This is a genomic window from Novosphingobium guangzhouense (assembly GCF_002896965.1).
GTDB lineage: Bacteria > Pseudomonadota > Alphaproteobacteria > Sphingomonadales > Sphingomonadaceae > Novosphingobium > Novosphingobium guangzhouense.
The window spans coordinates 96,359-119,553 of sequence record NZ_LYMM01000106.1 but is presented as its reverse complement, the minus strand read 5'-3'; the positions used below and the strand labels follow the sequence as shown (position 1 = coordinate 119,553).

The window sequence follows — 23,195 nt, the reverse complement described above, 5'->3', positions numbered from 1 at the left end:
GGCGCCGTAACACGGGGATCGCGCTGGACGGCACGGGGCCGGACAGAGGCCGCCGGATGCGCCTGTTCGCAACCGGGTTGCTGCTGGCCATGGCGCTGGCCTTTCTTGTGCTGCGCAAGCTAGCGGGCGTTCACCCTGCCTGGGCACCAGCGCTGGAATGGGCGATCGCCTTCACCGAAGCGGCGATGGTGGGCGGACTGGCGGACTGGTTCGCGGTGACCGCTCTGTTCCGCCGCCCCCTTGGCCTGCCCATCCCGCACACCGCGATCATCCCGGAAAACAAGGACCGCATCGCCGATTCGATGGCGACGTTCCTGCGCGACAACTTCCTGACCCCCCAGGTCGTTGCGCGGCGGGTCAACAGCTTCAACTTTGCGGCGGCAGCGGGCAACTTCCTTGCCGATCCGGGGCGCGGCGGCCAGTCGCGTATCCGCGCGGGCGCGGCGAACCTGATTGCCGACATACTCGAATCGCTGGACCCGGACCGTCTGGGCAACCAGGTCCGTGCCGGACTGGCCCGCCAGCTTGAGCGGGTGGAGGTATCCCCCCTCCTTGGCCAGATGCTTTCGGCGATGATCGCCGACCGCCGCCACCTGCCGCTTATCGAAGGTTCGGTGCGCTGGGTGGGAGAAGCGCTTGAAGCCAACGAGGACATGGTCCGCACCATGATCCGCGAGCGCGCCAACAGCCTGCTGCGCCTGACCGGCCTTGACGCCCGCATCGCCAATTCCGTGCTCGATGGCCTCTACAAGCTGCTGGCGGAGATGATCGTGCAGCCCGACCATCCACTCAAGCTCAAGGTCGAGCAGATGCTGGAAAGCCTTGCCGAACGCCTTGCCAACGATCCCGAAACCCGCGAGCGGGTGGAAAATGCCAAGCGCGAAATGATCGCCAACCCGGCGGTCGGCCGGTGGTGGCAATCAGTGTGGGAGCGCCTGCGCCACAAGCTGGTCGATGCCGCCCGCAACCCCGATGCGGCGCTGGCCGGACAACTGACGACAATGCTGGGCGAACTGGGCGCCGCCCTGCAGGGCGACCCACGGCTGCAGGCCCAGATAAACCGCTTTGCGCGCCGCACCATCGTCGGCGTCACCGCGCGCTATGGCGAAGAGATAGTCGGCCTTGTCTCCGGCACGGTGAAGCGCTGGGATGCACGCACGATCAGCAACCGCCTGGAAGGTGCAGTCGGCCGAGACTTGCAGTTCATCCGTATCAACGGGACGCTGGTGGGCGGCTTGTTTGGTGTCTGCATCCATGCCATCGACCGGCTGCTATGACCGATGGACCGCTGCTGAAGACCGACCGTTTCGACTTGTGGCGCCCGGTGGCCACGGACCTGCCGCAGTTGTGCGCCCTGATCGATGATGAGGAAACCCTGCGCTACCTCGGCCCTGCCTCGCCGGAAAGGCAGTCTCAGTTCGACCGGTTGATGCGCAACGCGGGATCGTGGGCGCTTTACGGGTACGGCACCTTCATGGTCCGCCCACGCGGAAAGGACGATATCGTCGCCACCTGCGGCGTATTCCATTCCTGGCGAGGATTCGGAGAGCAATCCGGCATGGATGACGTACCGGAGGCGGGCTGGATCGTCAGGCGAGACTGGTGGCGCAAGGGTGTCGCGCCCGAAGCAATGGAAGCGGTATTGCACTGGTTCGACCAGGAGCACGGGCCGAAGCGCATCGCCTGCATGGTGGAGGAAGGCAACGAGGCATCGGAACGGGTGGCGGCAAGGCTCGGCTTTGTGCGGTACGCCACGCGCCTGACCGAGGATGGCGATGACCCCACCACGCTTACACTGTTCGAGCGAGGCCAGCCGCTCACAACGTCAGCTCAGCCGGTAAAGTAGATCACCGTCTGGGCATAGTATGAGGGCACGGGCTTGCCGGCCTTGTCCAGCGCCGGATCGAACCGGGTGCGCTGAACCACCTTGCAGGCCAGTGCATCGAACGCAGGTTCGTTGTAGGACTTGAGCGTGTCGCACCGGGTCACGACGCCTTCGGCATTCACCAACGCGCGAAAATTGACGCGGCCCTGATTGCCCTTCGCCAACATCGAGGTTGGATAGACGTCCTGAATGGATCGCACCATCGGCTTGAGGTGGGCAGGCTTTGCGTGGCGGGACAAGCTGGCCTGAACCGCCGGATCCAGATCCCATGCCTTGAGCAGCGCATCGGTGCAGCCCCGCAACGCTGCGAAAGGCTTGCCAAGCGACCCGGTCGCGAGAGACACCCGATGATCCCCCCAGATGAGAGCGATCTGCTTGACGCTGTCTTCCATGGCCGGCGTGACGAAATCCTGCTCGCCTTCGGTATCATCGTCAGTCTTGCCGTTCTCCGGCTTCATAAGCGCGGAGGTCAGGAAGATCGAAGGGACGGCATCCCGGTCCCCCCGCTTGGCCGTACCAGGCTGAAACCAGGTATCCTCGTCCGTCCACAAGGTACTGTATTGCACGGTTACCTTGTGACGCATGACAAGGCTGGCCAAGTCATCACCGTCAACCACCAGCTGAAACCGGTCCCCGGGCTCGTAGCGGCGAATTTCCAGCACGACAGGACGATCCGCAGGGCCAAACGTGCGTCTCAACGCGCAACCGGATTCAGAGCCGTCCAGATTCCACGGCGAGGACGCCGACAGCCTGACCTCCGGCCGGGCGGCTGCCGAAACGGCATCGGTCCCCCCGACAAGCGCAGCAACGGCTGCAATCGTTCCGATCGTTGCCCTGATCACAAAAAGCCCCCGCTTTGAACCCGCAAAAGCCATCCCTGCCCGATTCGTCGCACATGAAAAAGGCCCCGGAGCAAAACTCCGGAGCCTTTTCATTGTTGGCGAACGCCGTGCCTCAAAGCTTGCCGGTCAGTTCCGGCACCGCGTTGAACAGGTCTGCCACCAGGCCGATGTCTGCGACCTGGAAGATCGGGGCATCCTCGTCCTTGTTGATGGCGATGATGGTCTTGGAGTCCTTCATGCCCGCAAGGTGCTGGATCGCGCCCGAAATGCCCACCGCGATGTAGACTTCGGGGGCAACGATCTTGCCGGTCTGGCCGACCTGGTAATCGTTCGGCACATAACCTGCGTCGACCGCGGCGCGCGATGCACCAACGGCAGCGCCCAGCTTGTCGGCGAGCGGCAGGATGGTGGCCTCGAAGGTTTCGGAGTCCTTCAGCGCGCGGCCGCCCGAGACGATGATCTTGGCGCTGGTCAGTTCCGGACGCTCCGACTTGGCGATTTCCGCGCCCACGAAGCTGGAAAGACCCGCATCACCGGCGCCCGTCACGTCTTCGACCACGCCCGAACCGCCGGTCGCTTCTGCCTTGGCAAAAGCAGTGCCGCGTACGGTGATGACCAGCTTGGCATCGCTCGATTCAACGGTGGCGATGGCGTTGCCGGCGTAGATCGGACGGGTGAAGGTCTTCTCGCCTTCGACCGAAAGGATGTCCGAAATCTGCGCGACGTCGAGCAGCGCGGCAACGCGCGGCGCAACATTCTTGCCGGTGGTGGTGGCCGGCGCAACGAAGGCGTCGTGATGGCCCATGAGGTCCACGATCAGCGGCGCGACGTTTTCCGCCAGCGCATGTTCGTAGGCCGCGTCGTCGGCGAAGTGGACCTTGCCCACGCCTGCGATCTGCGCGGCGGCATCTGCTACGGCGCGCGCACCGGAGCCAGCGACGAGGAGGTGGACTTCACCCAGCTTTGCAGCGGCGGTGACGGCGGAGAGGGTAGCGTCCTTGACCGACGCGTTGTCGTGTTCAACCCAGACGAGCGTCTTCATCAGGCTACTCCCAGTTCCTTGAGCTTGGCGACAAGACCGTCGACGTCGGCAACCTTGATGCCTGCGACACGCACCGGCGGCTCTGCAACCTTGAGGGTCTTGAGGCGCGGGGTGATGTCCACGCCGTAATCGGCGGGCGACTTCACATCGAGCTGCTTCTTCTTGGCCTTCATGATGTTGGGCAGCGAAGCGTAGCGCGGCTCGTTCAGGCGAAGGTCGGTGGTCACGATGGCGGGAAGCGACAGCTTCACCGTCTCAAGCCCGCCGTCGACTTCGCGGGTAACGGCAACCGAATCGCCTTCAATGACGACCTTGCTGGCGAAAGTGCCCTGCGGACGGCCCAGCAGCGCAGCGAGCATCTGGCCGGTCTGGTTCGAATCGTCATCGATCGCCTGCTTGCCGAGGATCACGAGGCCGGGGTTTTCTTCACCCACGATCGCCTTGAGAATCTTGGCGACGGCCAGCGGTTCGACCTCTGCGTCAGTCTCGATCAGGATGGCGCGGTCGGCGCCCATGGCCAGCGCGGTGCGCAGGGTTTCCTGCGCCTTCGTCGGGCCGACCGAAACGGCGATGACTTCTTCGGCCTTGCCCGCTTCCTTGAGGCGGATGGCTTCCTCGACGGCGATTTCGTCGAAGGGGTTCATGCTCATCTTGACGTTGGCAAGGTCAACGCCGGTACCGTCGGCCTTGACCCGCGGCTTCACGTTGTAATCGATGACCCGCTTCACGGGCACGATGATCTTCATTGCGAACTGTCCTCTCACTTCTGGGACGGCAAATTTAACCGCACGATTAAACTCTGAAGGGAGCTATCGCGTTCCTCTGCCCCGACGTCAAGCCTCGCAGAAGCGCTAAGAGCTTGAGGCGGGAAAAGAGAAACTTCGCGCATCCCCTACATGCAGAAACGGCGGGGGTCGCGAAACCCCCGCCGTTCCGATATTCGCTATGTGATCGCGCGCATGATGCACCCGACCGATCATCGCATGATTCAGGCGACGGCCTGAACTTCCGCAACGATTTTCTTGGCAGCGTCGCCCAGGTCGTTGGCGGGGACGATCGCGAGGCCGGAATTGGCCAGGATGTCCTTGCCCTGCTGGACGTTGGTGCCTTCGAGGCGGACAACGAGCGGAACCGACAGGTTCACTTCCTTCGCCGCGGCAACGATGCCTTCAGCGATGATGTCGCACTTCATGATGCCGCCGAAGATGTTCACGAGGATGCCCTTCACGGCCGGATCCGCGAGAATGATCTTGAACGCCGCGGTCACCTTTTCCTTGTTAGCGCCACCGCCGACGTCAAGGAAGTTGGCCGGGAACATGCCGTTCAGCTTGATGATGTCCATCGTCGCCATGGCAAGGCCGGCGCCGTTGACCATGCAGCCGATGTCGCCGTCGAGCTTGATGTAGGCGAGGTCATACTTCGAAGCTTCGATCTCGGCCGGATCTTCCTCGGTCTCGTCGCGCAGGGCGAAGATGTCGGGGTGACGGGCAAGAGCGTTCGAATCGAAGCTCATCTTGGTGTCGAGAACGAGCAGTTCACCGCCCTTGCTCTGAACCAGCGGGTTGATCTCGACCATGTCGCAATCCATCGCGATGAACGCGGTGTAGAGCTGCTTAGCAAGCTTCTGAGCCTGCTTGTTGAGGTCGCCCGAGAGCTTCAGTGCGAACGCAACGGCGCGGCCGTGGTGGGCCTGGAAGCCTTCGGCCGGATCGATCGTGATCGTGGCGATCTTTTCCGGCGTGTTGTGAGCGACTTCCTCGATGTCCATGCCGCCTTCGGTCGACACGATCATGGCCACGCGGCCGGTCTTGCGATCGACGAGCATCGACAGGTAGTATTCCTTGTCGATGTCGACGCCGTCGGTCACGTACAGACGGTTGACCTGCTTGCCCGCTTCACCGGTCTGGATGGTGACGAGCGTGTTGCCGAGCATTTCCTTGGCGAAAGCTTCGACTTCCTCGATCGACTTGGCAAGGCGCACACCGCCCTTGGCGTCGGCGGGGAGTTCCTTGAACTTGCCCTTGCCGCGGCCGCCGGCGTGGATCTGCGCCTTGACGACGTAGAGCGGTCCGGGAAGCTGCTTGGCAGCAGCGACTGCCTCTTCGACGGTGAGGGCGGCGATGCCGGCGGGAATGCCCACGCCGTACTTCGCGAGGAGTTCCTTGCCCTGATATTCGTGAATGTTCATCGCTCAAATCGCTTTCTGCTGGAGGTTCCCGGGGAAGGCGCCGTAGCCATATGTTCGCCTGCCGCCTAAGCACATCCGGGCGGGCTTGAAAAGGCCCGGAGCCTGCGCAAATGCATAGCTCCAACGAATTTGATCGAACTTATTTGATATCAGTTCGCAATAGCAATTAAATACGGGGACGCGGCCGGATGATCGACCGACACAGACTCGAAGCCATCGTCCGCGAGGCCGGGCGCATTGCCTTGTCCGGCTGGCCGGGCGACGGCCACGATCTGAAATCGTGGGAGAAGACTCCGGGAAGCCCGGTCTGCACCGCCGATCTTGCGGTCGATGCCTACCTCAAGCGCGAACTGGGTGCATTGCTTCCTGCGGCGGGATGGCTCTCCGAAGAGACGGCCGACACACAAGAGCGGCAAGATCACGAACTGGTGTGGCTGGTCGATCCGATCGACGGAACGCGCGACTATATCCATGGTCGCAAGGGCTGGGCGATCTCCGTCGCGCTGGTGAACACCAGACGGCCCTTGCTGGGCTATCTTTTCGCCCCCGTCCGCCAGCGCGAGGCCGGTGGCGAGTTCTGGTCGGCGGAGGCAGGCAAGGGCGCCTGGCTTAACGGCGCCCGACTGGTTGCCAGCAACCGCGATAGATTGTCGGGATCACGCGTCCCGGCACACAAGCTGGCGGCAGAGGATGCAGACCTTGTCCTTGTCGACCAGCCCAACTCGATCGCACTGCGCATGGCGATGGTAGCGGCGGATCAGGCCGATCTCCTCGCCACGCTGCGCTGGGGCTATGAATGGGACATTGCCGCCGCGGGGCTGATCGCGCGCGAAGCGGGCGCTGCTGTGACCGATGCCTTCGGGCAACCGCTCAATTACAACAAGCACGATCCACGGGCGTTCGGCGTACTGGTTTCATCGAACGGAATCCATGCCGCTGCAGTAGAGCGACTCGCCGAGCGAGCCCGGCGCTATTCCGCCTGAACCGTCGGCAGGCCTTTACTTGTCTGCGTCACCTTCCGCTTCGGGTTCTTCAGGCGCTTCCTGACCCATGCCCTCGCCCTTCCAGGACGGATCTTTCTCCATCCGTTCGATCAGGCTGCGCGCGAAGCGGCTGCCGGAATTGACGTGCGGGTTGTTTGCGACCGGCCCCAGCACGATCCGCGCTTCGGGTGAGCGGCCCAGGCGCAACAAAGCGGTGCCCAGGTTCATCCGAAGGCCAAGGTCGAACGGCGCCAGCTCCACCGCCCGGATCAACCCGCTGATAGCCAGATCAGACGGCGTCTGTCCCTGCTCCACAAAGCTGCGGTAGAAGTAGACGAGCGGCAGCGGATGGTCGTTCTCGATCCGGTTGAGCGCGATGAAGGGAGCCCGCGCGGCCTTGTACGCCGCCGCGCGTTCCTTGTCGTCGCCCCGGTTGTCCTCCGCCTCGCGGAAAAGTGCATAACCTTTCTGGATGTAGGCGTTGACCTGAGAGGGGTCGTGCGCGATCGCGCTGTCCGCTGCGGCGATGGCTTCCCTGTCATGGCCCGCATCGAATTCGCATTCGGCAAGCGCGGCCAGCACCGCAGGGTCCTGCGGATACTTTGCCGCGATCTGGCGCGCCTCCACCAGCAGGGTTGCCGCTTCCTCGCTCGACACGCCGCGACGCGAGCGGATACGCACCGGCATGATCTCCGCCTCACCGGCAGAAAGCGTGCGCAGGCTCACCGGACCGATCGACAACACCTCTGGCGTCAGCGTCAGCGCAGTCATCCGCCGCTTCTTCAGATAGCTGTCGAGATTCTTCTCCAGTACGTCGAAGTCACCGAAAGCCTCCAACGCGGCGTCTCGCTGCCCCCGTCCCTTGGCGAGCAGTTCGACATAGCGGGTCATCTGCCCTTTGCGGTCACCGCCGAAGGTCAGGTAATGATACAGGAGCCAGCTCTTGCCGTAGAACGCGTCGTAAGTAGTGTGCTTGCGCTTGTCGTACTCGGTGGGGTCGAGCAGATCGGCGGCCTTGACGTCCTGTGCGTAGAACAGTTCACCCGCGCGGTGGCTGGCCGGGCGGCCAAGCCACAATCCACCGTCCGCCTCGAACTTGGCGGATGCAAAGAATTCCGCCGCGCCTTCGCTCAGCCAGCGGGGCATCGCCGCCGAACTGGTGGAGATCAGGAAGTGGTGCGCATATTCATGCAGCAGCACGATCATCGACCAGGTGACGGTGCTGCCGCTGCCACTTTGCACGGAAGGCACGATCGCCAACGAGCCGCCCGCGCTGGGGACGTAGAACCCCCCGACGAACTTGTTGTCACCGCCGTGGAGTTGGCGCACTTCGCGCTCGTTCTTGACGACGTAGACGGTCACCCGGTTCGACGGGCTTGGCTTGGCCACCTTCTGGCCAAGCACGAAGGCCATGCCGGCATGATAGCGTTCAAGCTGCTGCGAAAAGCGCGTGATGTCCTTGTCGGAATCGTTCGCGTAGATGACGAAATGGTCGCTGGACGCCTCGATCCAGGCCGCCCGGGCCTGTCCGCCCCAGAAGCACACAGCCAGCGCCGCAACCAGTATTCCAAAACGCATCAAGTCCCCCCGAACCCTTTACGGATACGGAGACTAGCCAAATATTGTTACGTTTCAAGTTACTCGTCTGAAATCGCAGATCCATGAAGAAGGGGCCGGTGTACTTTCGCACACCGGCCCCTTCCCCGATCCCGCTTCCTGCGGAAGCTCTTTACTTCGCCGCGTTGGCGTCGTCCGTGGTCACCGGGGTGATCTTGATTTCGACGCGGCGATTGAGGGCGCGACCCTCGGCCGTGTTATTGTCCGCGACCGGATAGTTCATCCCCATGCCCTGCGTCTGGATACGCGAGGACGAAACGCCCCGGCTGATCAGGTAACGCGCCACCGAATCGGCACGGCGCTTCGACAGGTCCATGTTGTACGAGGCCGAGCCGGTGGAGTCGGTGTGGCCGTAGACGTCGACGAGGCTGTTCGGATACTGCACCATCGACTGCGCGACCTTGTCCAGCGACGCCTGGAACGAGGGGCTGACAACGGTGGAATCAACGGCAAACGTCACGTCCGGCAGGTTCACGAGGATGCCGTCGCCCTGCTGGGTAACGTCGATGCCCGAACCGGCGGTCTGTTCCTTCAGTTCCTTGATCTGCTTGTCCATCTGGTAGCCGACGACGCCGCCCGCGACGCCGCCGATGCCTGCGCCGACGATACGCGCGGTCTTGCCGCCGATGACGCTGCCGAGCAGATAGCCCAGACCGGCGCCGCCGGCACCGCCGATGGCCGTTCGCGAAACCTTGCGCTCACCGGTGTTCGGGTCCGTGACGCAAGCCGAAACCGTAACCATCGCAAGGACCGCGGCGGCCGAGGTGATCAGGCGCGAATTCTTCATTTCCTGGGTGTCCCTTCCTCTTGATGTGCCCTTATACCGGGCATCTGTGCGGTAGTGAACATGAACGGCGAATGGCTCACGGGCGCTCAACCCACCGCACTACGTTGAGTTCCCGGGCACACTGCGAATGTGCCGCGCTTTTCAAGGTCCATTGCAAAACATTGCAATGCAGCAATCGGATTACGCGGGTTCTTCGCGCGGCGCACAATCTCTGCTAGCGATGGAAGCACTGTGACACCCTTTCCCTGGACCGACGTCCTCATCATCATCGGGCTCATTCTATTGAATGGCCTGTTCTCGATGTCCGAACTGGCCATCGTTTCCGCGCGCACGCCGCGCCTCAAGCTTTCTGCCGACAAGGGCAGCCGGGCCGCCCAGACCGCCATGGATCTGGCCGCCGACCCCGGCAGGTTCCTGTCGACCGTGCAGATCGGCATCACCCTCATCGGCATCATCGCGGGCGCCTATTCGGGCGCCAGCCTGGGCCAGCCGGTGGGCGACCGCCTTGCCATGCTGGGCGTTCCGGTACGCTTCGCGGGCGAACTGGGCTTTGCGCTGGTGATCATCGCCACGACTTACGCCAGCGTCGTCGTCGGCGAACTGGTGCCCAAGCAGCTGGCCCTGCGCATGGCCGAACCCGTAGCCGTGATCATGGCCCAGCCGATGAGCTGGCTGGCGCGCATCATGGGCCCGTTCGTCTGGCTGCTGGACCGGTCCTCCGGACTGATCCTGCGCCTCTTCTCGATTCGCACCGGCGATGCAGAGCGTCTGACCGCGGAAGAACTCCAGATGATCTTCGCCGAGGCGACCCGCACCGGCGTGATCGAGGAGGAAGAACGCGCGATGATGACCGGGGTCATGCGCCTGGCCGAACGGCCCGTGCGCGAACTGATGACCCCGCGCAACCAGATCGACTGGATCGATGCCGATGCGGACGAGACTGCCCTTCGCGCCAAGATCGCCGCATCGCCCCATTCGCTGCTGCCGGTGGTGGCCGGAGACGGCGCGCCCGACAATGTGGTTGGCATCCTCAAGGTCAAGGAAGTGCTGGCCGCGCTGATCGACGGACGCACCGTCGAAGTGCGCGCAATGATGCGCAAGGCCGAAGTCATTCCCGACCAGCTCGACGCGATGGACGCCTTGCGCAAGCTGCAGACCGCCGAAGTGGCGATGGCCGTGGTGCACGACGAATACGGCCACCTCGAAGGCGTGGTCACGCCCTCTGACGTGCTGGCGGCGCTGGCGGGCAACTTTGTTTCGCACCAGGACGAGGGCGATGAGCCCATGGTGACCGAGCGCGAGGACGGATCGTTGCTGATATCGGGCGCGATGCCTGCCGATTCGCTGGCCGACCGCCTTGGCATCGCTCTGCCCGAAGATCGCGACTTCGCCACCGTCGCCGGTTTCGTGCTCCACGTCCTGCGCAAGGTCCCGCGCGAAGGTGAGCATTTCACCGAGCAGGGCTGGCGTGTTGAAGTCATCGACATGGATGGCCTCAAGATCGACAAGCTTCTGGTAAGCACCGCTGCCGACGCCATCGAGGATGACGGAGTAAGCGGCGACGGCTGATCCGCCGTCACCTCCATCTGAAACGAAAAAGGCCGGACTTTCGCCCGGCCTTTTTTATGTCATGTCGACCAAAGTTCAGCCGCCAACGGCGGTCTGCGCATCGCGGCCGTCGCCTTCCGGAGCGGCAAGGATCGCGCGGGTAAGCTGGCCCTTGGCGACCGTGTAGGTCTGCGGATCACCAACGGTCGAACGGATCGACGGATCGGCGGTTCCAGCCATGCTCAGCGCCGACTTTTCCACTTCACTGCGGGCCTGCGGGCCACCGAACAGCGCATCCAGCGTCTGCTGCTGCATCGAATCGTCAGCCGGGCGAGGCTGACCCTGCTTCGGCGGGCTCAGCGAAAAATCGGGCGGGACCACCAGCGGGGTCTGCCGCTGAACGGCGAACTCGTCAGGGCGGGCCCGGTTGAACAGACCCGTGCTGCCGCAAGCGGACAGCATGACGGCGCCAGTCGCGACGAGGACAAGGGCACCGGTTTTCTTCATGCGCATCAAATCGAACTCGCGTTTATTCGGCAGTAGGGGCGGGTTGAGCCGCTGCATCGGGCTTTTCGCGCGAAAACAGGGATCGGGCAAGGATAATCAGGACACCGATGGTGATCGCCGCATCGGCAAGGTTGAAGATCAGGAAGGGCCGCCACCCTCCGAAGTGCAGGTCTGCATAGTCGATCACATAGCCGACCGCAAAGCGATCGCGGATGTTGCCAAGCGCACCGCCCAGCACCATGCCCAGCGCCGCGATCTCGGCCAGCTTGCGTTCACGCAGCAGCCAGACGAACACGAAGGCCGCGATCGCGCCGGTCATCGCCACCAGCGCCCAGCGCCCTTCCGGCGACCCGGCCGTGAACAGGCCCAGCGAAACGCCGAAGTTCTGCGTCCACGTCAGGTTGAAGAACGGCAGGACATAGACCTGGCCGATCCGGTTCAGCTCGATGCCATCGACGACCCAACCCTTGATGCCCTGATCGATCGCATAGACGATCACGGCCACAACAAGGCCGATCAGGCGCTTCATCCAGGGATTCATTCAGCCGGCTCCACGACGTCGTCGCAGCGATCGCACAGGGCGCCGTCCTCGGTCACTTCCGGGAGATGGCGCCAGCAACGGCCGCACTTGTTGTCGGTGGATGGGGTGACGGTCACGTCCCCGCCCTGCCCGCGCGTGACTGTCCCGGTGATGAACAGCTCGGCCAGATCGGCATCCGGCGCGGCTGCTGGCACGGTGACCACGGCGGCAAGACTGGAGCCGATGATCTTTTCACGGCGCAGCGGCTCAATCGCTTCGGTCACGGTCGCGCGCAGGGCACGAAGTTCGGCCCACTTGGCCGCATCCGCCTCTGCCGCCGGAACTTCCGGCCATTCCAGAAGGTGGACGCTGCCGCCATCGGGATAGCGCGAGCCCCAGGTTTCTTCCGCCGTGAACACGATCACCGGCGCCGCATAGCGGATCAGCGCGTGGAACAGGATATCCAGCACGGTCCGATAGGCGCGGCGCTTCGGGTCCGTGGGCGCATCGCAGTAGAGGCAGTCCTTGCGGATATCGAAGAAGAACGCCGACAGATCCTCGTTGCAGAAATCGAGCAGCGCACGGACGTAAGTGTTGAAGTCGAAGGCATCGACAGCCTCGCGCAGCGTCTTGTCGAGCTGGCCCAGCAGCGAGAGCACGTAGCGCTCCAGTTCGGGCATCTCGGTGACGTTGTGTACCCGTTCGGTGTCGCTGAAGCCATCCAGCGCGCCCAGCAGGTAGCGTAGGGTATTGCGCAGCTTGCGGTACTGGTCGGCCACGCCCTTGAGGATCTCATCGCCGATGCGGTGGTCTTCGGTGAAGTCCACCGAGAGCGCCCAGAGGCGGATGATATCGGCGCCGTTGGTCTCCATCACCTTCAGCGGGCTGATCGTGTTGCCCAGCGACTTGGACATCTTCATGCCCTTGGCATCCATCGTGAAGCCGTGAGTCAGCACCGCCTTGTACGGCGCATGGCCACGCGTGGCGCAGGCTTCCAGAAGGGATGACTGGAACCAGCCGCGATGCTGGTCCGACCCTTCCAGATAGAGGTCCGCCTTGGGGCCGGTGTAACCTTCGGGGCGCAGCAGGTCCGGCCAGCGGCCCGATTCGAGCACGAAAGCATGGGTCGAACCGGAATCGAACCACACGTCGAGAATGTCGGCGACGCGCTCGTAATCCTCGGCCTTGTAGTCGTTGCCGAGCAGTTCCTGCGCGGCCTCGTCCGACCAGCCATCGACGCCCTTCGCGCGGATCGCGTTGCGGATGCGGTCGTTCACCGCTTCATCGACCAAGTATTCGCCGGTCTTGCGATCGACGAACAGCGTGATCGGCACGCCCCACGCGCGCTGGCGCGAAAGCACCCAGTCGGGACGCCCCTCGACCATCGCGCCGATGCGGTTGCGGCCCTTGTCGGGCACGAAGCGGGTATCGGCAATCGCCTGCAGCGCCGCGGCGCGCAGCGTCGGCGCGTCCATCAGGTTTTCTTCGCTGGGATCAATCGCGCCGCCCTCGTTCTCCCAGCGCTTGTCGGCCGGGGACTTGGGCGAGATATGCGTCATCACCTTGTCCATCGGCACGAACCACTGCGGCGTGCAGCGGTAGATCACCTTGGCCTTGGAGCGCCACGAGTGGGGGTAGCTGTGCTTGTAGTCCGCAGAAGCGGCCAGCAGCGCGCCTGCTTCGCGCAGGTCCGAGCAGATCGGACCGTCGGCCGCATTGAACTTGGGGTTGATGACAGAGCCTTGCCCCGCCAGCCACAGCCAGTCCTCGCGGTACTTGCCGTCGGCTTCGACCACGAACTTCGGGTTGATGCCATGGGCCTTGCACAGCGCGAAGTCGTCCTCGCCATGGTCAGGCGCCATGTGGACGAGGCCGGTGCCGCTCTCGGTGGTGACGAAATCACCGGCGAGCAGCGGACGCGGCTCGGCGAAGAAGCCGCCGAGCGCGTGCATCGGGTGACGCGCGATGGTGCCTTCGAGGTCGGAGCCGGTGAACCAGTTGGCGCGATCAGTTACGGTGATCCCGCTGCGCTTGATGAAGTCTTCAGCAAGCTGCTCTGCGACGATATAAGTCCGATCCGCTACAAGCGCGACGTACTTGACGTCGGGGCCGTATGCGAGCGCTTGGTTGACCGGGATGGTCCAAGGTGTGGTCGTCCAGATTACAACGTAAGCGCCAACCAAGCCCGGCAGCTTCGGCGATTCTGTGATCTCGAACGCCACGTCGATCTGGGTCGAGGTGATGTCCTCGTACTCCACCTCGGCTTCGGCCAGCGCGGTCTTTTCCACCGGCGACCACATCACCGGCTTGGCGCCGCGATAGAGCATGCCGTTCTCGGCAAACTTCAGGAGTTCGCCGACGATGGTGGCTTCTGCTTGAAAGTCCATCGTCAGGTAGGGGTTGTCCCAGTCACCATTGATGCCGAGGCGCTTGAGCTGTTCGCGCTGCACATTCACCCAGTTCTGGGCATAGGCGCGGCATTCGGCGCGGAATTCCTCCGCCGGAACTTCGTCCTTGTTTTTCTTCTTCTTGCGGTACTCTTCCTCGACCTTCCACTCGATCGGCAGGCCATGGCAGTCCCAGCCGGGCACATAGGGCGCGTCCTTGCCCAGCAGGGTCTGGGTGCGCACGACCATGTCCTTGAGGATGTGGTTCAGCGCGTGGCCGATGTGCATGTCGCCGTTCGCATAAGGCGGGCCATCATGCAGCACGAACTTTTCGCGGCCGCGGCGCACGTCGCGCGTCTTCTCGTAAATCTTTTCGGCCTGCCAGCGCGCAAGAATACCCGGCTCCTTCTGCGGGAGCCCGGCCTTCATGGGGAAATCGGTCTTCGGAAGGAAGACGGTGCTACGATAGTCGCGCTGTTCGGTCATAAGGCCTGCGCACTAGAACAATTGCGGCACCGTTGGAAGTGCGAGGATTCGCCCCGGCTGTAAGACGCTAGAGGCCCGCCAGCAGTTCGCGCGCCTTCACGCAATCGCGGTCCATCTGTTCGATCAGGGCATCCAGCGATGCGAACTTCGCTTCGGGCCGCAGGAAGTGGTGGAACGCCACCTCGATCTCCTGCCCATAAAGGTCGCCCGCGAAATCGAAGAAGTGCGGCTCAAGCAGTTCCTTGGGCGGATCGAAGGTCGGGCGGATGCCGATGTTCGCCGCGCCATGAACCACGCGGCCGTCCGGCATGCGCCCCGTCACCGCGTAGATGCCGTAAAGCGGGCGCAGATAGTTCGCCATGTCGAGGTTGGCGGTGGGAAAACCTATGGTGCGGCCCAGCTTGTCGCCATGCTGCACCCGGCCACGGATCGAAAACGGACGCGTCAGCAGCCGCGCGGCAAGCTGGCAATCGCCGGACTTCAGTGCCTCGCGGATACGGCTGGACGATACGGTGCCGCCCGCATCGCTGACCGGGCCGACCGTGCGCCCTTCAAGCCCGTGCGCGGCGCCGATATCGCGCAGCACCTGCGGATTGCCGCCCTTGGCACGGCCAAACGTGAAATCCTCGCCCGTCACCACGCCGACCGCGCCCATGTGGCGCACCAGCATGTCCTCGACCCACTGCGTTGCGGGCATGGCCGCCATCGCGGAATCGAAATGCAGCACCAGCATCGCGTCGGCCCCGGCCGCGGCGAACAATTCCTGCCGCTGGTCCAGCGTGGTCAGGCGGAACGGTTCCGCATCGGGCTTGAAGTGGCGGACGGGATGCGGATCGAACGTGGCAACGATGGCCGGGCGATCCTGCGCCTTCGCCCAGCGGATCGCCTCTCCGACCACGGCCTGATGGCCCTGATGGAACCCGTCGAAGTTGCCCAGCGCCAGCACGGCACCGCGCAAGGATTCGGGAACGGGTTGGCGGTTGTCGAGGCGAATCATGGGCGTTCCGCGCTATAGGCCGCGCACGAGAGTGACGAAAGCATGGGCAGGATATGCGCCCTGCGCCGGATGTTCCTCGCGCATGGTCTCGCGCCATTCGGGGCCGGGCGCGGGCATCACCGTATCGCCTTCATGGTCGCCCGCAACTTGCGTCAGTTCGATCCGGGTGGCCAGCGGGAGGAACAGCGCGTTGATCTCTGCCCCGCCGATCACGGCCACTTCACCCTCTCCGGCAAGCGCCAGCGCCGCTTCCACCGAATGCACGACTTCGGCGCCCTCGGCCTGCCAGCCGCTGTCGCGCGTCAGTACGATGTGGCGGCGGCCCGGAAGCGGCGAAGGGAAGCTTTCGAAGGTCTTGCGGCCCATCACCATCGGCTTGCCCATGGTCAGCGCCTTGAACCGCCTGAGGTCGGCCGGAAGCCGCCAGGGCAGCGCGCCATCGCGGCCGATCACGCCATTGTCCGCGCGGGCATAGATAAGGAAGATATCCTGAGCCATCAGTCCAGAATCAGCCGCGTCACGTGGCCCATCTTGCGACCGGGCCGCGCCGCCGCCTTGCCGTAAAGGTGCAGGTGATTGGCGGGATCGGCCAGGATCGTCGCCCAGTCATGCGCATCGTCACCGATGAGATTGCGCATTTCCACGCCCTTCGCGGCAAGCCCGGTGCCGCCCAACGGCAGCCCGCAGATCGCACGCACGTGATTCTCGAACTGGCTGGTGACCGCGCCCTCTGTGGTCCAGTGGCCCGAATTGTGGACGCGCGGCGCCATTTCGTTGAACACCGGGCCATCCTTCGTCGCGAAGAATTCCAGCGTCAGTACGCCGACATAGTCCAGCGCCTCGGCCACCTTGGCGGCAAGTTCGCGCGCAGCAGGCACTTGCGCCAGCAGATCGGCGGGCGCAGGCACGGTGCTGAGCGCCAGGATGCCGCCTTCGTGGACGTTGTGGGCACTGTCGAAAAAGCGAATATCGCCGTCAGCGCCGCGGCACAGGATCACCGAGAATTCGGCGAAGAAGGTGACGAAGCCTTCATAGATCAGCGGCGTTGCAGGAAGGTCCAGCGCAGCGGCGTCCTCGGCTGTCATGATCCGCCACTGGCCCTTGCCGTCGTAGCCATCGCGGCGTGTCTTGAGGATGCCGGGCGCGCCGATGGTGGCGATGGCATTTGCCAGGTCTTCGGCGCTGTCCACCGGGGCGAAGGGAGCGGGAGTGCCGCCCAGCTGCGTGACGAAGCGCTTCTCGTTCAGGCGATCCTGCGCCGTTTCCAGTGCGCGGGCATGGGCAAGCAGCGGGGTGTCACCCAGAGCGGCGAGCGGACCCACGGGCACGTTCTCGAATTCGTAGGTCACCACCGCGCAGTCGGCTGCAAAGCGGGCCATCGCTTCCGCATCGTCCCAGGGGGCGCAAGTGAAGGCGGCGCAGACGTCGGCGGCGATCGAATCCGCCTCCGGCGCATAGACGTGGCAGCGGTAGCCGAGCTGCGCCGCCGCCATGGCGATCATCCGCCCAAGCTGGCCGCCGCCAAGGATGCCGATGGTTTCGCCGGGAGGAATCATGTCAACCTTGTCGTCTTGAAGTTGTCAGGCAGGCCGTTCGGCCACGCTTGCGGTCTGTGCGGCGCGGAAATCCTTGAGCCGTTCCGCCAGTGCATCATCCGAAGTGGCCAGGATCGCGGCGGCCAGCAGGCCCGCGTTGGCCGCCCCGGCCTCTCCGATCGCCAGCGTGCCCACCGGAATTCCTGCGGGCATCTGCACGATCGAGAGCAGGCTGTCCTGCCCCGACAGCGCCCGGCTCTGCACCGGCACGCCCAGCACCGGCAGGTGAGTCATCGAAGCGACCATGCCGGGCAGGTGAGCAGCGCCCCCTGCCCCGGCAACGATCACCTTGAAGCCCTCGCCTTCCGCACCCTTGGCGAATTCCACCAGCCGCTCGGGCGTGCGGTGGGCAGAGACGATGCGGGCGTCATAGGCGACGCCCAGCTTGTCGAGCATTTCGGCGGCCTTGCTCATGGTCGGCCAGTCGGACTGGCTGCCCATGACGATTGCGACCAAAGGGGCAACAGGTGCGCTCACGCTCTCAACGCTCCGACAGGTAATAGCGGTCAAGCACCTTGAGGTCGGCGTCCAGTTCGTAGACGATCGGCTGACCGGTCGGGATCTCAAGGCCGGTGATCTCTTCGTCGGAAATGCCCGAGAGGTGCTTTTCCAGCGCCCGCAGCGAATTGCCATGGGCGGCGACCAGCACGGTCGAACCGGCATGGAGATGCGGCACGATCGAGCCTTCGTAATACGGCAGGACGCGCGCGATGGTGTCCTTGAGGCTTTCGGTCATCGGCACGTCGATCCCGGCGTAGCGCGGGTCGCCCGACAGGTCGAACTCGGTGCCCTTGTCCATGACGGGGGGCGGAATGTCGAAGCTGCGACGCCAGATCTTGACCTGGTCGTCGCCGTGTTTGGCAGCCGTCTCTGCCTTGTCGAGCCCGGTCAGGCCGCCATAGTGACGCTCGTTCAGGCGCCAGTCCTTGGTTTCGGGAATCCACAGGATGCCGGCCGCTTCAAGCGCGAAGTGCAGCGTCTTGATCGCGCGGGTCTGCAGCGATGTGAAGGCGACGTCGGGCAGCACGCCCTTGTCCTTGAGCAAAGCCCCCGCAGCGCGGGCTTCAGCCTCGCCCTTTTCGGTGACATCCACGTCCCACCAGCCGGTGAAGCGGTTTTCAAGGTTCCACTGGCTCTGGCCGTGGCGAAGCAGGATCAGGCGAGGCAACGTAAGCTCCCTATCTTGTCAGGACCGGCGCGGGTCTTGCCGCCGGTTCGTGATTGAGGCCCCTAGCTTTCCGGGGGCGATTTGGCCAGTGGCGGTTTGCTGCCGGACGATTCGCCATCACGATCGGGAAGCGCTGCGGACGAAACCGCCTGCGATACGGCGCGCGCCTGCGCTTTTCTGCGCCGCAGATTCTCCCGCAGCTTCGCGGCCAGCCGCTCTTCACGCGTCAGCTTTTCCGCGCTTTCGCGCCCGCTTCGTTCATCGCTCATGGCATTGGGCAATGCCGTTCACAAAAAGAAAGCGCAAGCGGCGCTTGACATTCGATCGCGCCGAGGACAATAGCGCGCCCCTGCCCTGGGTCGACACGCTCGATACGCCGGGGCCCTGGAACGGCGCTGCTGTAGCTCAGTGGTAGAGCGCACCCTTGGTAAGGGTGAGGTCGGGAGTTCAATCCTCCCTAGCAGCACCATTCCCCTTTCCCCTTTTTCACATCGAAGATCCGGTGCGCACGCCCGCGTGGTCTGCTGCCTGCGCTGCGCGGCGGCAACTGTCATCAAACTGTCTTCGCTGTATCACGTGAGCGTCATGAAACGCGACTAGGGGCCGCCCTCAAGGACACACAACGTCACTTCAGGGAACCTTTCCAGCTATGAATCGCTCGCTCCAGCTCGTCGCCGGGCTGCTCGCCTCGGCATCGTTCGCAACCATGGCGCATGCAGGTGAAGTTGCCGGCCACGTCAACGACGCCACCGGCACCCGCGCGCTTCAGTCGGCCACCGTGCGCATCGTCGAGCTCAACCGTCAGGTCGAGACGGACCGCGCCGGCGCCTATGTCTTCGGTGACGTTCCGGCCGGCACCTACACCCTCGAAGCGCGCTATGTCGGCGCGGAAGTGACGACGAAGAGCGTCACCGTTCCCGCATCGGGCCGCATCGACGGCAGCTTCGACCTGCCCGCGATCGGCGGCGGTGACATCCTCGTCACCGGCATGACCGCGAACCTGACCAGCGCCCTGTCGCGCCAGAAGGCCGCCGACGGCGTTGAATCGGTGCTGACCCGCGACGCGGTGGGCCAGTTCCCCGACCAGAACGTGGCGGAATCGCTGCGCCGCCTGCCCGGCGTCAACATCCTCAACGACCAGGGCGAAGGCCGCTTCGTGGCCGTGCGCGGCCTTGACCCCAACCTCAACTCCACCTCGCTCAACGGCGTGCGCGTGCCCGCACCCGAATCGGACGTGCGCCAGGTCGCGCTCGACGTGATTTCGGCGGACACGATCGAATCGATCGAGGTCAAGAAGTCGTTCACTCCCGACATGGACGGCGACTTCGTCGGCGCCTCGATCGAGATCAACACCACCAGCGCCTTTGATTCGAAGAAGAACCGCTACAACATCAGCGCCGAAGGCAGCTGGAACGACTATTCGGGCAAGGTAACCCCGAAGGGCTCGCTCGACTTCACCCAGAAGCTGGGCGAAGACTTCGGCGTGGCCGGGTCGGTCAGCTACTACAAGCGCAAGTTCGAGACCGACAACGTCGAGATGGCCGACTGGACCGAGAACGACAACGGCGCGGTCTATGGTGAGAGCCTTGAATATCGCGATTACGACGTGGAGCGCACCCGCATCAACGCGGCGCTCTCGTTCGACTGGCGCGTCTCGGATACGACCAAGGCCTACGTGCGCGGCAACTGGTCGCAGTTTGACGACCATGAATACCGCCGCCGCACGACCTTCGATTTCGGCGACTTCGGCGATGTCGCCACCGCCGACGGTTCGACGGTCACCTTCGACACCGCAGACCTTGCCGACGGCGACAAGCTGACCATCGAGCGCGACCACAAGGACCGCTTCGAACGCCAGCGTATCCGCACCGTGGCGATCGGCAGCGACACCGACACCGGCACCTGGAAGTTCAACTGGCAGGCCAGCTACGCCAAGTCGACCGAGAAGGAGACGTTCTCGCTCGACCCGATGCGCTTCGCCGCCGATTTCGAGAATGATTCAAGCGCTCTCGTTTCGGTCGATTACGCCGGCCGGTACTTCCCGACCTATTCGTCCAGCGGCATCAACGATGCGAGCGACTACAAGTTCGATCGCCTTGAGCTGACCACCCTGTCGGACAGCCAGGACGAGGAATGGGCCGCCAAGGCCGACCTCGCACGCACTTTCGCGGGTGCCACCGGCGACTTCACCGTGCAGGCCGGTGCCAAGGCCCGCTGGCGTACCAAGTCCTACGACTTCAACATGAGCCGTTTCGACGACTACGACGGCGACTTCACCCTTGCCGACGTGCTGGGCAAGCAGACCTACCGACTGCTCGACATGGGGCCGGTCGCCAACAAGACCGGTTCGGCCGACTTCTACCTCGCCAACAGCGCCGGTTTTGAACTGAACCCCGAAGACAGCCTGATCGACAGCTCCACCAGCGACTACAAGGTCAAGGAAGATGTCACCGCCGCCTACCTGCTTGGCCGCTGGGATTCCGCGACGCTGCGCGTAATCGGCGGCGTGCGCATGGAGCGCACTCACAACGAGATGAACGGCAATCTCGTCGCCGTTTCGGAAAACGACGATGGCGATACCGTGATCGACGTTTCGCCGGTCACCTACAAGCGCAACTACACCAACTGGCTGCCCAGCCTGACCGTGCGCTACAGCCCGCAGCAGAACCTCGTCGCGCGTTTCGCCGGGTACAAGACCGTCGTGCGTCCCAACCTTGGCGACATGGCGCCGCGCTACACGATCAACGAGGACGGCGAGGCAGAGTTCGGCAACCCCGCGCTCAAGCCCTACCAGTCGTGGAACTTCGATGCCGGCTTCGAATACTATTTCGCCAACAACGGCGCGCTGACGTTCGGTGCCTTCTACAAGTCGATCAAGGACTACATCTACGATCAGGCATCGACCGCCAGCGGCACCTTCAACGGCGTCGAGTACACCGAACTGCGGCAGGCCGTGAACGGCGACAAGGCCGAGATCGCCGGCATCGAACTGGGCTACAGCCAGGCTTTCACGATGCTGCCCGCACCGTTCGACGGCCTGCTCACGCAGATCAACTATACCTACACGTACGCCCGCGGCTCGGTGTTCTACGAGAACGACGAGGGTGATCAGATCGCCCGCCGCATCAACCTGCCGCAGTCGTCGAAGAACACCTTCAACGTCGTGCTGGGTTACGAGAAGGGTCCGATCTCGCTGCGCGCGGCGGGCACTTTCCGCGACAAGTACCTCGACGAAGTGGGTGATGCGGCCGATCAGGATCGTATCGTCAACCAGCACTTCCAGCTGGACCTTTCGGCGAAGTACAAGCTTACCGACAACATCCGCCTCTTCGCGGACTGGGTGAACGTGAACAACGCCAAGTACTATGCCTACCAGAACTACGCCGGTGCCGAGCGTCTCCTCCAGTACGAGGAATACGGCTCGACCGTGAAGTTCGGCGCAAGGATGTCGTTCTGATGAAGCGTAACCTCACGAACATCGCCGATGCCGTGAAGCTGGGGTCGGGAGCTTTGCTCCCGGCCCTCCTGCTTGGTGCCTGCGCGACCACCGGCACCCCAGCGGCGCCGCGTCCCCACTATCCCGCCATCGACATTCCGGCCGAGGGCGAAACCACGCCCGTGGGCACCGGCAATGCCGATGCGGCAGACGATCCGGCGATCTGGCGCAATCCGGCGAACCCCGCCGCCAGCCTGATCCTGGGCACCGACAAGAAGGCGGGGCTCTACGTCTACGGCCTTGACGGCACGGTGAAGGATTTCTCGCCCGCAGGTGCGCTCAACAACGCGGACCTGCGCGAAGTGCGCATGGCGGACGGATCGAGCCGCATCCTCGTCGGCGCCAGCGACCGCACCGACCGCGCCGAACCGCGCATCGCCCTGTTCGGGCTCGACGGAGCAACCGGCAAGCTGACCGTGCTTGGCACCGAGACGTTCCTGCCCGCCGGCCATGCTCCGGCGGAGGCTTACGGCTTCTGCATGGGCGCCCCGCTCGCCTCGGGCGAGCTGGCGCGTGCCTATGTCGTGCTCAAGGACGGCACCGTCGCCGAAAGCCGCCTTGTGGAGAAGGCCGGCAAGGTTGCGGCCGAACATCTGCGCAACGTCAAGTTCGCGACCCAGTCCGAAGGCTGCGTCGTCGATGACGTGACCAGGACGCTCTACGTCGCCGAAGAAGACGTGGCGATCTGGAAGGTGCCGCTGGCGCCCGCGACGCTGACCGCCAGTTCCTATGCCCGCGTCGGCGAAACGGACGGACTGGTCGACGATATCGAGGGCCTTGCCATCGCTCGCAACGCCGAAGGCCGCGCATGGCTCGTCGCATCCAGCCAAGGCGACAACGCCTACGCCCTGTTCGACCTTGCCACGGACAAGCCCGCAGGCCGCTTCCGCATCAGTGGTGGCGCGCTGGGCGGCACCAGCGACACGGATGGCATCGAAGTCATCCTTGGTGATTTCGGACCGCAGTACCCGGAAGGGCTGTTCATGGCGCAGGACGGCGACAACGCCCCGAAGGCGCAGAACTTCAAGCTGCTGTCCTGGCGCTCCATCCGCACCGCGCTGGGCCTGCGGTAAGGCATCGATAGCCCCTGCCGCATCCGCGTGTGACTCGATCCTGCGGATGCGGTAGGACTCCCGGCGATGGTGAG

General features: G+C 64.1%; 21 protein-coding genes and 1 tRNA gene. 7 read left to right on the top strand and 15 right to left on the bottom strand.

Features of this window, described 5'->3' with window-relative positions; genetic code table 11:
- Positions 1-56 precede the first annotated feature (56 nt).
- Together A8V01_RS27635 and A8V01_RS27630 are read left to right on the top strand one after the other, a co-directional pair.
- On the top strand, positions 57-1,277 hold the full coding sequence (locus A8V01_RS27635; protein ID WP_103099438.1) for a DUF445 domain-containing protein: 1,221 nt from the start codon (positions 57-59) through the stop codon (positions 1,275-1,277).
- Complete coding sequence (locus tag A8V01_RS27630; protein ID WP_103099437.1) at positions 1,274-1,846, top strand: GNAT family N-acetyltransferase; 573 nt, start codon at positions 1,274-1,276, stop codon at positions 1,844-1,846. The genes A8V01_RS27635 and A8V01_RS27630 overlap by 4 nt, the downstream gene beginning before the upstream one ends.
- Here the strand turns inward: A8V01_RS27630 and A8V01_RS27625 are convergent.
- The 4 genes from A8V01_RS27625 to sucC all read right to left on the bottom strand — a co-directional run bounded on the left by A8V01_RS27625 (position 1,831) and on the right by sucC (position 5,957).
- Positions 1,831-2,547 (bottom strand): TonB family protein, encoded by a 717-nt coding sequence (locus A8V01_RS27625; protein WP_170066086.1) that lies wholly within the window; start codon positions 2,545-2,547, stop codon positions 1,831-1,833. The genes A8V01_RS27630 and A8V01_RS27625 overlap by 16 nt on opposite strands.
- A 292-nt stretch (positions 2,548-2,839) precedes the next feature.
- The gene (locus A8V01_RS27620; protein WP_103099435.1) at positions 2,840-3,769 is read right to left on the bottom strand and encodes an electron transfer flavoprotein subunit alpha/FixB family protein; all 930 of its coding nucleotides are present in this window, start codon (positions 3,767-3,769) and stop codon (positions 2,840-2,842) included.
- A complete protein-coding gene (locus A8V01_RS27615; protein ID WP_103099434.1) occupies positions 3,769-4,515 on the bottom strand; it encodes an electron transfer flavoprotein subunit beta/FixA family protein in 747 nt (248 codons plus the stop codon). Before A8V01_RS27615 ends, A8V01_RS27620 begins: the two co-directional genes overlap by 1 nt.
- A gap of 242 nt (positions 4,516-4,757) precedes the next feature.
- Positions 4,758-5,957, bottom strand: coding sequence for an ADP-forming succinate--CoA ligase subunit beta (gene sucC, locus A8V01_RS27610; protein WP_103099433.1), 1,200 nt, complete (start codon positions 5,955-5,957; stop codon positions 4,758-4,760).
- 188 nt (positions 5,958-6,145) lie between these two features.
- Between sucC and A8V01_RS27605 the strand changes: the two genes are divergently transcribed.
- Positions 6,146-6,940, top strand: a complete 795-nt coding sequence (locus A8V01_RS27605) for a 3'(2'),5'-bisphosphate nucleotidase CysQ (RefSeq protein ID WP_103099432.1) — start codon at positions 6,146-6,148, stop codon at positions 6,938-6,940.
- A 15-nt stretch (positions 6,941-6,955) separates the two neighbouring features.
- On the opposite strand, the gene A8V01_RS27600 is transcribed toward A8V01_RS27605, so the two are convergent.
- Both A8V01_RS27600 and A8V01_RS27595 read right to left on the bottom strand, forming a co-directional pair.
- On the bottom strand, positions 6,956-8,518 hold the full coding sequence (locus A8V01_RS27600) for a DUF1570 domain-containing protein (protein ID WP_103099499.1): 1,563 nt from the start codon (positions 8,516-8,518) through the stop codon (positions 6,956-6,958).
- 151 nt (positions 8,519-8,669) lie between these two features.
- On the bottom strand, positions 8,670-9,344 hold the full coding sequence (locus A8V01_RS27595; RefSeq protein WP_103099431.1) for a YiaD family glycine zipper/OmpA-like lipoprotein: 675 nt from the start codon (positions 9,342-9,344) through the stop codon (positions 8,670-8,672).
- A gap of 231 nt (positions 9,345-9,575) precedes the next feature.
- Here A8V01_RS27595 and A8V01_RS27590 point away from each other — a divergent pair, with 231 nt between their 5' ends.
- Positions 9,576-10,913: a hemolysin family protein gene (locus A8V01_RS27590; RefSeq protein WP_103099430.1), complete on the top strand. Its 1,338-nt coding sequence runs from the start codon at positions 9,576-9,578 to the stop codon at positions 10,911-10,913.
- 75 nt (positions 10,914-10,988) lie between these two features.
- On the opposite strand, the gene A8V01_RS27585 is transcribed toward A8V01_RS27590, so the two are convergent.
- From A8V01_RS27585 to A8V01_RS27545, 9 genes are all read right to left on the bottom strand, one after another.
- The gene (locus A8V01_RS27585) at positions 10,989-11,405 is read right to left on the bottom strand and encodes a DUF3035 domain-containing protein (RefSeq protein WP_103099429.1); all 417 of its coding nucleotides are present in this window, start codon (positions 11,403-11,405) and stop codon (positions 10,989-10,991) included.
- A 16-nt stretch (positions 11,406-11,421) separates the two neighbouring features.
- Positions 11,422-11,928 (bottom strand): signal peptidase II, encoded by a 507-nt coding sequence (gene lspA / locus A8V01_RS27580; protein WP_170066085.1) that lies wholly within the window; start codon positions 11,926-11,928, stop codon positions 11,422-11,424.
- 8 nt (positions 11,929-11,936) lie between these two features.
- Positions 11,937-14,792 (bottom strand): isoleucine--tRNA ligase, encoded by a 2,856-nt coding sequence (ileS, locus tag A8V01_RS27575; RefSeq protein ID WP_103099427.1) that lies wholly within the window; start codon positions 14,790-14,792, stop codon positions 11,937-11,939.
- 67 nt (positions 14,793-14,859) lie between these two features.
- Positions 14,860-15,789, bottom strand: coding sequence for a bifunctional riboflavin kinase/FAD synthetase (locus A8V01_RS27570; RefSeq protein ID WP_211295225.1), 930 nt, complete (start codon positions 15,787-15,789; stop codon positions 14,860-14,862).
- 12 nt (positions 15,790-15,801) lie between these two features.
- Positions 15,802-16,287: a dihydrofolate reductase gene (locus tag A8V01_RS27565; protein ID WP_103099426.1), complete on the bottom strand. Its 486-nt coding sequence runs from the start codon at positions 16,285-16,287 to the stop codon at positions 15,802-15,804.
- Positions 16,287-17,345, bottom strand: a complete 1,059-nt coding sequence (locus tag A8V01_RS27560) for a 5-(carboxyamino)imidazole ribonucleotide synthase (protein WP_103099425.1) — start codon at positions 17,343-17,345, stop codon at positions 16,287-16,289. Before A8V01_RS27560 ends, A8V01_RS27565 begins: the two co-directional genes overlap by 1 nt.
- A 24-nt stretch (positions 17,346-17,369) precedes the next feature.
- On the bottom strand, positions 17,370-17,825 hold the full coding sequence (gene purE, locus A8V01_RS27555) for a 5-(carboxyamino)imidazole ribonucleotide mutase (RefSeq protein ID WP_103099424.1): 456 nt from the start codon (positions 17,823-17,825) through the stop codon (positions 17,370-17,372).
- A gap of 40 nt (positions 17,826-17,865) precedes the next feature.
- Positions 17,866-18,552: a 2,3-diphosphoglycerate-dependent phosphoglycerate mutase gene (gene gpmA, locus A8V01_RS27550; RefSeq protein WP_103099423.1), complete on the bottom strand. Its 687-nt coding sequence runs from the start codon at positions 18,550-18,552 to the stop codon at positions 17,866-17,868.
- Positions 18,553-18,614: 62 nt separating this feature from the next.
- Positions 18,615-18,821 carry a hypothetical protein gene (locus tag A8V01_RS27545; RefSeq protein ID WP_103099422.1) on the bottom strand — a complete coding sequence of 69 codons (207 nt, stop codon included), beginning with the start codon at positions 18,819-18,821 and terminating at the stop codon, positions 18,615-18,617.
- A gap of 125 nt (positions 18,822-18,946) precedes the next feature.
- On the opposite strand from A8V01_RS27545, the gene A8V01_RS27540 reads away from it, so the two are divergent.
- From A8V01_RS27540 to A8V01_RS27530, 3 genes are all read left to right on the top strand, one after another.
- Positions 18,947-19,021, top strand: a tRNA-Thr gene (locus tag A8V01_RS27540).
- 180 nt (positions 19,022-19,201) lie between these two features.
- Entirely contained in the window at positions 19,202-22,009 is a 2,808-nt protein-coding gene (locus A8V01_RS27535; protein WP_103099421.1) for a TonB-dependent receptor, read from the top strand.
- The gene (locus A8V01_RS27530; protein ID WP_103099420.1) at positions 22,009-23,121 is read left to right on the top strand and encodes a phytase; all 1,113 of its coding nucleotides are present in this window, start codon (positions 22,009-22,011) and stop codon (positions 23,119-23,121) included. Before A8V01_RS27535 ends, A8V01_RS27530 begins: the two co-directional genes overlap by 1 nt.
- Positions 23,122-23,195: the final 74 nt, after the last annotated feature.

Coding starts and splice junctions, on each gene's coding strand:
- A8V01_RS27635 (WP_103099438.1), top strand. CDS start 57: ATGCGCCTGTTCGCAACCGGGTTGCTGCTGGCCATGGCGCTGGCCTTT.
- A8V01_RS27630 (WP_103099437.1), top strand. CDS start 1,274: ATGACCGATGGACCGCTGCTGAAGACCGACCGTTTCGACTTGTGGCGC.
- A8V01_RS27620 (WP_103099435.1), bottom strand. CDS start 3,769: ATGAAGACGCTCGTCTGGGTTGAACACGACAACGCGTCGGTCAAGGAC.
- A8V01_RS27615 (WP_103099434.1), bottom strand. CDS start 4,515: ATGAAGATCATCGTGCCCGTGAAGCGGGTCATCGATTACAACGTGAAG.
- sucC (WP_103099433.1), bottom strand. CDS start 5,957: ATGAACATTCACGAATATCAGGGCAAGGAACTCCTCGCGAAGTACGGC.
- A8V01_RS27605 (WP_103099432.1), top strand. CDS start 6,146: ATGATCGACCGACACAGACTCGAAGCCATCGTCCGCGAGGCCGGGCGC.
- A8V01_RS27600 (WP_103099499.1), bottom strand. CDS start 8,518: ATGCGTTTTGGAATACTGGTTGCGGCGCTGGCTGTGTGCTTCTGGGGC.
- A8V01_RS27595 (WP_103099431.1), bottom strand. CDS start 9,344: ATGAAGAATTCGCGCCTGATCACCTCGGCCGCCGCGGTCCTTGCGATG.
- A8V01_RS27585 (WP_103099429.1), bottom strand. CDS start 11,405: ATGCGCATGAAGAAAACCGGTGCCCTTGTCCTCGTCGCGACTGGCGCC.
- lspA (WP_170066085.1), bottom strand. CDS start 11,928: ATGAAGCGCCTGATCGGCCTTGTTGTGGCCGTGATCGTCTATGCGATC.
- ileS (WP_103099427.1), bottom strand. CDS start 14,792: ATGACCGAACAGCGCGACTATCGTAGCACCGTCTTCCTTCCGAAGACC.
- A8V01_RS27570 (WP_211295225.1), bottom strand. CDS start 15,789: ATGATTCGCCTCGACAACCGCCAACCCGTTCCCGAATCCTTGCGCGGT.
- A8V01_RS27565 (WP_103099426.1), bottom strand. CDS start 16,287: ATGGCTCAGGATATCTTCCTTATCTATGCCCGCGCGGACAATGGCGTG.
- A8V01_RS27560 (WP_103099425.1), bottom strand. CDS start 17,345: ATGATTCCTCCCGGCGAAACCATCGGCATCCTTGGCGGCGGCCAGCTT.
- purE (WP_103099424.1), bottom strand. CDS start 17,825: ATGGGCAGCCAGTCCGACTGGCCGACCATGAGCAAGGCCGCCGAAATG.
- A8V01_RS27545 (WP_103099422.1), bottom strand. CDS start 18,821: ATGAGCGATGAACGAAGCGGGCGCGAAAGCGCGGAAAAGCTGACGCGT.
- A8V01_RS27535 (WP_103099421.1), top strand. CDS start 19,202: ATGAATCGCTCGCTCCAGCTCGTCGCCGGGCTGCTCGCCTCGGCATCG.
- A8V01_RS27530 (WP_103099420.1), top strand. CDS start 22,009: ATGAAGCGTAACCTCACGAACATCGCCGATGCCGTGAAGCTGGGGTCG.